At 68.5% G+C, this 8,802-nt stretch carries 4 protein-coding genes and 1 pseudogene; all 5 read right to left on the minus strand.

Features of this window, described 5'->3' with window-relative positions; translation table 11 throughout:
• Positions 1-618, minus strand: a pseudogene (locus FV228_RS13255) (two-component sensor histidine kinase); the annotation flags it as partial.
• Between the two features lie 395 nt (positions 619-1,013).
• Positions 1,014-2,414 (minus strand): adenosylhomocysteinase, encoded by a 1,401-nt coding sequence (ahcY, locus tag FV228_RS13260; RefSeq protein WP_147855052.1) that lies wholly within the window; start codon positions 2,412-2,414, stop codon positions 1,014-1,016.
• Between the two features lie 139 nt (positions 2,415-2,553).
• On the minus strand, positions 2,554-4,500 hold the full coding sequence (locus FV228_RS13265) for a KUP/HAK/KT family potassium transporter (RefSeq protein ID WP_147855053.1): 1,947 nt from the start codon (positions 4,498-4,500) through the stop codon (positions 2,554-2,556).
• 406 nt (positions 4,501-4,906) lie between these two features.
• A complete protein-coding gene (gene bioD, locus FV228_RS13270; RefSeq protein ID WP_147855054.1) occupies positions 4,907-5,578 on the minus strand; it encodes a dethiobiotin synthase in 672 nt (223 codons plus the stop codon).
• Between the two features lie 12 nt (positions 5,579-5,590).
• Positions 5,591-8,488, minus strand: a complete 2,898-nt coding sequence (gene secA, locus FV228_RS13275; RefSeq protein ID WP_147855055.1) for a preprotein translocase subunit SecA — start codon at positions 8,486-8,488, stop codon at positions 5,591-5,593.
• Between the last annotated feature and the right edge of the window lie 314 nt (positions 8,489-8,802).

Consider the following 8,802-nt stretch of genomic DNA (forward strand, 5'->3'; position numbering starts at 1 on the left):
GGTCGCGCGCAGGTCGGCGATCTCGCAGCGCTCCTGGCTGGTCTCGCGCAGGCGCAGCAGCGCGCGGCCGGCCACCGCCTGCCCGTGGGCGTCGATGCTGCGCCCGGTCTGGGTGCGCAGGCTCAAGGAGAAGCTCGTGCCCCGCGCCCGCAGGGTCTCGACCGCGGCCTCGACCGCGGCGGCGTCGGAGGCGACCAGCCAGGTGCCGAAGGCCAGCACGCGGCGGGCATAGCCCGATGTCGGCCGCTCGCCGTAGATCGCCAGGCTGATGTCGCCCTCGACCACCGGCTCGCTGCGCCGGTCCCAGGTGACGATGACCTGGCGCTCGGCGTTGAGCAGCATCTCGGCGCGGTCGTGCGCGCCGCGGAGCACGTCGAGGGCGCCGGCCAGCTCCCGCTCCCGGCGGGTCCAGCGCCCGCGCTCGTAGAGGTGGAGCAGCGAGAGGATCACCGCGAAGGCGACGAGGCCGCCGAAGATCGCCAGGGCGGCGACGCTGTGCATCTCACGCGGCGCGTGCGTGGTCGCGGTCTCGGGCAGTTCGGCGAGCGCAGCGCTCGCCGCCGTCAATGTGAGCGCACCCACGCAGATTCGAACGTGCGCGGCACGACCGACACCCATGATAGCCCTGCCCCCACCCCTGGCGATCCGACATGCGCGTGCAACCGCGCGGCGCGAAACGCACCGTCCCCGCGACGATTCTCTCGAACCCTCGCGGACCCACCGATCTAAGATTCGACTGCACCTTACCGTGCGGCGGAATCCAGCCGGAAGGGGAACGAAGCGTGGCTATACGCCGAGGGCTCACAATCATCCGTTAACGACACTCAGAAGACACAGTGCGTTGGCGCTCAAACGGGTTGACAAACGAAAGGGCCCGACGCAGCGCGCCGGGCCCTATTTCGGTCGATGATCGAGGGAGCGAACGCCGTCCCGGCCCTTCTCGGGCCGGTCAGGAATTCAACCTCCGGTTTGGCTTGCGCGCCGAACCGGAGGCGTCGCCGGCCGGAGCCGGCTCAGTAGCGGTAATGCTCGGACTTGAACGGGCCGGACTCGGAGACGCCGATATAGGCGGCCTGGTCGGGGCGCAGCTTGGAGAGCTTCACGCCGATCTTCTCCAGGTGCAGGGCCGCGACCTTCTCGTCGAGGGTCTTGGGCAGGGTGTAGACCTGCTTCTGGTACTTCGACGTGTTGGTCCAGAGTTCGATCTGCGCCAGCGTCTGGTTGGTGAACGAGGCCGACATCACGAAGGACGGGTGACCCGTGGCGTTGCCGAGGTTCACCAGGCGGCCCTCCGACAGGAGGATGATGCGGTGGCCGTCCGCGAAGGTGATCTCGTCCACCTGCGGCTTGATGTTGGACCACTTGAGGTTCTTCAGGCCGGCGACCTGAATCTCGTTGTCGAAGTGGCCGATGTTGCAGACGATCGCCCGGTCCTTCATCGACCGCATGTGATCGAGGGTGATGATGTCCTTGTTGCCCGTGGCGGTGACGAAGATGTCGGCGCGCGGGGCGGCGTCCTCCATCGTCACGACCTCGTAGCCCTCCATGGCGGCCTGGAGCGCGCAGATCGGGTCGATCTCCGACACGAGCACGCGGCAGCCGGCGTTGCGCAGCGAGGCGGCCGAGCCCTTGCCGACATCGCCGAAGCCGGCGACCATGGCGACCTTGCCGGCCATCATCACGTCGGTGCCGCGGCGGATGCCGTCGACCAGCGACTCCTTGCAGCCGTAGAGGTTGTCGAACTTCGACTTGGTCACCGAGTCGTTCACGTTGATCGCCGGGAAGAGGAGCTTGCCCTCCTTGGCCAGCACGTACAGGCGGTGCACGCCGGTGGTGGTCTCCTCGGAGACGCCCTTGATGCTGTCGGCGAGGCCGGCGAACCAGCCCTTCGGCTTCTCGACGAGCTTCTTCTTGAGCAGCGCGAAGAAGACCTCCTCCTCCTCGCTCTCCGGCTTGTCGAGGAAGGCGGTGTCGCCGTTCTCGGCGCGCAGGCCGAGGTGGACGAACATGGTGGCGTCGCCGCCGTCGTCGAGGATCATGTTCGGCATGCCGCCGCCATGCCAATCGAACAGGCGCGAGGTGTAGTCCCAGTACTCTTCCAGGGTCTCGCCCTTCACGGCGAAGACCGGGATGCCGGCGGCCGCGATGGCGGCGGCGGCGTGGTCCTGGGTCGAGTAGATGTTGCAGGAGACCCAGCGGATGTCGGCGCCGAGCGCCTTCAGGGTCTCGATCAGCACGGCGGTCTGGATCGTCATGTGCAGCGAGCCGGCGATCTTGGCGCCCTTCAGGGGCTGCGCGGCGCCGTACTCCTCGCGGACCGCCATCAGGCCCGGCATCTCCGTCTCGGCGATCGAGATCTCCTTGCGGCCGTAATCGGCCAGCCCGATGTCCTTGACGATATAATCCTTGGCCATGAGTCGGCGGCTCCGTGTGTTCGCGTTGCGGTTCGGGGCCAGGCCCTACCACTTCGGACGCTACGAAGCAATCAAGACATAAACATGTCTTTATGCGTTCCAAGCTGCGGGGCGGCCGTGGCCCGTGGTTTTCGCCCGCTCAGATCTCGATCTCGGTGCCGACCTCGACCACCTGCCGCGTCGGCACGCCGAAGAAAGCGCCGGTGCGCTCGGCGTTGCGCTGCATGAAGGCGAACAGGTTCTCGCGCCACGAGGCCATGCCGAGATGGTCGTCCTTCGGGATGATCGTCTCGTGCCCGACGAACACGGTCATGTCGTCGACGACGTTGGCGGGCAGGTGGCGGGACGCGACCGCGCAGGCCAGCCCCTCCGGGATCGAGGCCTCCTCCATGAAGCCGTAGCGCAGGATCACCCGGTAGAAGTCCGGCGCCAGGATCGTCACGTGGGCGCGCTGCTCCACCGGGACCGTGGGGGTCTCCTCGTAGAGCGCGGTGATGATCAGGATCCGCTCCATCAGGGCGTGGTTGCGCTCGACGAAGCGTGACAGGTGCAGCGGGATCCCGTGCTCGGCCGCCGACAGGAACGCCGCGGTGCCGGGGAGGCGCAGCAGCTCGCGGTGCTGGAGCCCAGCCAGGAACACGTCCTCCGGCTGGCGTAGCGCGACCCGGGCCTGCTCGACCAGCTCGTTGCCCTTCTTCCAGGTGAGCATCATCAGCGCGACGAAGCCGGCCAGCACCAGGGGAAACCAGCCGCCCTCCAGGATCTTCACGCTGTTGGCCGCGAAGAACACGGCGTCGATGGCCAGGAAGACTCCGTTGACCGCGAAGACCAGGATCGGGTTGTAGCCCCAGCGCAGGGCGATCAGCGCCGCCAGCAGCGTGGTGATGGCCATCAGCATCGAGACCGCGATGCCGTAGGCCCCGGCGAGCGCGTCGGAGGAGCCGAACACCACCACGGCCACCAGGGTCGCGGCGGCGAGCAGCCAGTTCACCATCGGCACGTAGATCTGGCCGCGCTCCTCCTTCGCAGTCTGGACGATGCGCATCGCCGGCAGGAAGCCGAGCTGCACCGATTGCTGGGTCAGGGAGAACACCCCGGAGATGATCGCCTGCGAGGCGATGATGGTGGCGAGCGTCGCCAACGCGATCAGCGGGTAGTGGCCCCAATCCGGGCACAGGCGGAAGAACGGGTTCTCGATCGCGTCGGGCGCGGCGAGCAGCAGGGCGCCCTGCCCGAAATAGTTGAGCACCAGCGCCGGCAGGACCAGGACGAACCACGCGACCCGGATCGGCATCGCGCCGAAATGGCCGAGATCGGCGTACATCGCCTCGCCGCCGGTGACCGCCAGGAAGGCCGCGCCCAGCATCGCGAAGCTCACGTGCCAGCCGGCATGGAGCATGAAGTCGACGGCGCGCAGCGGGTTCAGCGCGGTGAGGATCTCGGGCTTGCCCAGGATGCCGACGATCCCGAGGGCCGCCAGCACCACGAACCAGACCAGCATCACCGGGCCGAACACCCGGCCGATCACCGCCACGCCCTTGTGCTGGACAGAGAACAGCACGACCAGGATCGCGATCGTGATCGGCACCACGAAGTGTCCGAGCGACGGCGCGTCGACCTTCAGCCCCTCGATGGCCGAGAGCACCGAGATCGCCGGGGTGATCGCGCCGTCGCCGTAGAGCAGCGCGGCACCGATCAGCCCGACCACAAGGAGCGCCGCCTTCCAGGTGCCGTGCCGGGCCTGCCGGGCGCCGAGCAGCGCCAGCATGGCGACGATGCCGCCCTCGCCCTTGTTGTCCGCGCGCAGGATCAGCACCGCGTATTTCAGCGACACGATCAGGATCAGCGACCACAGGATCAGCGACACCGCGCCCGTGGCGGCTTCCGGGACCGAGGCGCCCCCGGCGGTGGCCGCCTTCACGGCTTCCTTGAAGGCGTAGAGTGGGCTGGTGCCGATATCCCCGTAGACGACGCCGAGCGCGCCGAAGACGAGGGCGGGCTTGAGGCGGCTTTTCTGGGACGCGGCGTCGTCGCCTGCCCCGGCTTGAGCATCGGGCGCCGCCGCGGGGGCAAGGGACTGACTCAACGCACGTCTCCCGCGGGATTAAATCGTTCGCCCTGACCGGACAGGTAGAGCGCCGTCCGTCGAAGTGGAAGCCGATGCAGCCGGACAGGTTTTCGAGAACGGCTCGCCACGGCCGAACGATCAACCGGAAACCGCATCCGTTCTCCGACGGCTTCCCCGATCTCGGGCATGAGCCACGCCCCTTTCCCGGACGCCTGGAACGTCAGTGGAAGGTGATCCGGGACCCAGCAGAAGAACACGCCGCGCAGCGGCACGCCCGTGGAACTCCGGGTGCAAGCCAGGCGCTTCGCGTCGTCTTGTGCTGGGTCTCGGGTCGCATTCCGCTGACGCTGCATGCGTCCGGGAAAGGGACGGCGCATAACCGGCACTGCTCCGCTCCGCCCGTTTCCCTCCGGGCCCGCCCCGGTCACACCAGCTCAGCCAACGCCTCCGGGCAGGCTTCGCCCCGCCGCAGGCCGAACACCGGCACGCCGGCATGGCGGGCGATGGAGGCGGCCACGGTGGCGAGCGGTGCCGGCGCCCCCTCGCTCTCGCTGACGGCGATGGCCAGCAGCGGCACGCCGTGCAGGCGCAGGGTCTCGCAGGCGGTGAGCGCGTGGCTGATCGCCCCGAGATAGCTGCCGGAGACCAGCAGCGCCGGCACGTCGAGCGCCTTGAGCCAGTCGAGCCCGGTGGCACGGTCGGTGACCGGGCTCATCAGCCCGCCGACCCCCTCGATGATCAAGGTTTCCTCGGTGCGGGCGACCTGCCCCCGGCACCATCCGACGAGATCGGACAGGTCCAATGCCCGGCCCTCCAGGGCGGCGGCCTGATCGGGCGCGAGCGGGGCCGAGAACCGCCAGGGGGAGCACGCCTCGACCGTCTCGTCCTCGATGGCGAGGCCCTGCGCGTCGAGGAGGCGGGCGGTGTCGCTCTCCGCGAAGGCCGGATCGCTCAGAGGCGGCACGCCGCTCGCCAGGGGCTTCAGGGTCCGGACCGGCCGACCCTGCGCCCGCAGGCGCCGGGTCAGCGCCGCGGTGACGTAGGTCTTGCCGATCTCGGTGCCGGCGCCGGCGACGAAGACCGTGCGGGCGGCCATGTGTCAGCCGCCTCAGGCCTGGAACGTGCCGTGGCAGTGCTTGTACTTCTTGCCCGAGCCGCACGGGCACGGCTCGTTGCGCCCGACCCGGCCCCAGGTGGCGGAATCGTTCGGGTCGCGCTCCAGCACCGCGCCGTCCACCGACAGGCCCTGCGCGGCGTAGCCGTAGGCGGGACCGCCGCCGCCATCGCTGCCCGAGCCGCGCTCGCCGTAATCCATCTCGTTCTCGCCGGTGACCGGGTCGAGATGCTGGGCGAACATTTGCGGCAGCTCCGGCGTGCCGCCCGGGAAGCCCTGCTGCTGATCGGGCTGATGGTGCACGATCTCGACGCGGGAGAGCTGCGCCGTCACCTGCTCGCGCAGGGACGTCACCAGGCTGTTGAACAGGTCGAAGGCCTCGGACTTGTATTCGTTGAGCGGATCGCGCTGGGCGAAGCCGCGCCAGCCGATCACCTGCCGGAGGTGGTCGAGGGTCACGAGGTGCTCGCGCCAGAGGTGGTCCAGGGTCTGGAGCAGGACCTGCTTCTCGATATAGGCGGTGATCTCGGTGCCGTTCTTCTCGGCCCGCTCGGCATAGGCGGTCTCGGCGGCCTTGAGCAGACGCTCGCGCATCTCCTCGTCGGCGATGCCCTCTTCCTTGGCCCACTCCTCCACCGGCGCGTCGAGGTTGAGCACCTCAAGAACCTGTTCGCGCAAGGCCGCGACGTCCCACTGCTCGGCGTAGGCGTTCTGCGGAATGTAGCGGGCGACGAAGTCGTCGATCACGCCCTCGCGCATCTCGTCGACGGTCTCGCGCACGCTCTCCTGGGCCATGAAGTCCCGGCGCTGCTCGAACACGACCTTGCGCTGGTCGTTCATGACGTTGTCGTACTTGAGCACGTTCTTGCGCATGTCGAAGTTGCGCGCTTCGACCTTCTGCTGCGCCTTCTCGATCGCCTTGTTGATCCAGGGGTGGATGATCGCCTCGCCCTGCTCCAGGCCGAGCTTCTGCAGCATCCCGTCCATGCGGTCGGAGCCGAAGATCCGCATCAGGTCGTCCTGAAGCGACAGGTAGAACTTCGAGCGGCCCGGATCGCCCTGGCGGCCGGAGCGGCCCCGGAGCTGGTTGTCGATGCGCCGGGATTCGTGGCGCTCGGTGCCGATGATGTAGAGGCCGCCCGGCAGGGCCTTCTTGCGGCCGGCTTCCGGGTCCGCCGGCTCGCCCGAGGCCAGCACCTTGGCGCGGTTGTCGGCGATCTCCGCCTTGATCGCCTCGATGGCGGCGTCGCGCTCCGGCCCGTCCGGGAGCTGGCTCAGCTCCTTCTCGATCCGCATCTCGAGGTTGCCGCCGAGTTTGATGTCGGTGCCGCGGCCGGCCATGTTGGTGGCGATGGTGATCGCGCCCGGCACGCCGGCCTCGGCGACGATGTAGGCCTCCTGCTCGTGGAAGCGGGCGTTCAGCACGGCGAAGCGCTTGGTCACCCGGCCCTCGCGGGCGGCCTTGTAGACGTCGGTGAGCGCGTTCGGATCGGAATAGTCGAGCAGGGTGTAGCCGGCCTTCTTCAGCATCTCGGCCAGGTGCTCGGACTTCTCGATCGAGCCGGTGCCGACCAGGATCGGCTGGTGGCGGCTATGCGCCTTGTCGATCTCCGCGATGATCCCTTCGTACTTCTCGGCGACCGTGCGGTAGACCTCGTCGTCCTCGTCGACGCGCTCGACCTCCTTGTTGGTCGGGATGTCGACCACGTCGAGCTTGTAGATCTCGGCGAACTCGTCGGCTTCCGTCGAGGCCGTGCCGGTCATGCCGGCGAGCTTGCCGTAGAGGCGGAAGTAGTTCTGGAACGTGATCGAGGCCAGCGTCTGGTTCTCGGGCTGGATCGTCACGCGCTCCTTGGCCTCGAGGGCCTGGTGCAGTCCCTCCGAGTAGCGCCGGCCCTGCATCATGCGGCCGGTGAACTCGTCGATGATCACCACCTCGTCGTTCTTGACGATGTAGTCCTTGTCCCGGGTGAACAGGGTGTTGGCGCGCAGGGCCTGGTTCACGTGGTGGACGAGGCTGACGTTGTGGGCGTCGTAGAGGTCGCCGTCCTTGAGCAGGCCGACCTCGCGCAGGGTCACCTCGACGAACTCGTTGCCGGCTTCCGTGAGCGAAACCGTGCGCTGCTTCTCGTCGAGGTCGTAATGCTCGCGCACCAGCCGGGGCATGATCGCGTCGACCGAGACGTACAGCTCTGAGCGGTCGTCCACCGGCCCGGAGATGATCAGCGGCGTGCGGGCCTCGTCGATCAGGATCGAGTCCACCTCGTCCACGATCGCGAAGTTGTGTCCCCGCTGGGCGAGCTGCGACAGCTCGTACTTCATGTTGTCGCGCAGGTAGTCGAACCCGTACTCGTTGTTGGTGCCGTACGTGATGTCGCAGGCGTAGGCCGCCTTGCGCTGCTCGTCGTCGAGCCCGTGCACGATGGTCCCGACGGTGAGCCCAAGGAACCGGTAGAGCTGGCCCATCCATTCCGCGTCGCGGGCGGCAAGGTAGTCGTTCACGGTGACGACGTGGACGCCCTTGCCCTCCAGGGCGTTCAGGTAAACCGGCAGCGTCGCCACCAGGGTCTTGCCCTCGCCGGTCTTCATCTCGGCGATGGCGCCCTCGTGCAGGACCATGCCGCCGATCAGCTGCACGTCGAAATGGCGCTGGCCGAAGACCCGCTTGGCCGCCTCGCGCACCGTGGCGAAGGCCGGGACCAGGATGTCGTCGAGGCTCTTGCCGGCGGCCAGTTCCGCCTTCAGCATGTCGGTCCGCGCCCGGAGCGCGTCGTCCGACAGGGCCTGGATTTCCGGTTCCAGCGCGTTGATCAGCGCCACCCGCGGGCGGTAGCCCTTGACGCGGCGGTCGTTGGAGGAGCCGAAAATCTTCTTGGCGATCGAGCCGAGCATCGTTGACCTGCAGACGCGCGAGCCCGCCGACGGGTGAGCGTGGCGGGCCGGCCTTGGCGGAGTTGGCCGGGCTTATAGAGGTAAACATCCGCCGACGCACCTGAAAGAGGGCGGCGCCAACAGGCCGGGCGCCGGAAGGCCGAAACGGCAGCGCTTGCCTTCTCGCGCGACGCGCGCCACCTGTGCCGCGGCCCGCCGCCCGGCCTCGACAGGGGCGGCGACGAGACGTCAGCCGAGGACCACGCCAGCATGCCGAACACCGCCCTCCTCCGGCGCGCGAGCGCGCTTGCCCTGATGCTCGCGCGCCGGAGGAG

Source organism: Methylobacterium sp. WL18 (assembly GCF_008040015.1).
Taxonomy (GTDB): domain Bacteria; phylum Pseudomonadota; class Alphaproteobacteria; order Rhizobiales; family Beijerinckiaceae; genus Methylobacterium; species Methylobacterium mesophilicum.

Bases quoted from the DNA above. Each gene is read 5' to 3' on its own strand.
- ahcY (WP_147855052.1), bottom strand. From the start codon at position 2,414: ATGGCCAAGGATTATATCGTCAAGGACATCGGGCTGGCCGATTACGGC.
- bioD (WP_147855054.1), bottom strand. From the start codon at position 5,578: ATGGCCGCCCGCACGGTCTTCGTCGCCGGCGCCGGCACCGAGATCGGC.
- secA (WP_147855055.1), bottom strand. From the start codon at position 8,488: ATGCTCGGCTCGATCGCCAAGAAGATTTTCGGCTCCTCCAACGACCGC.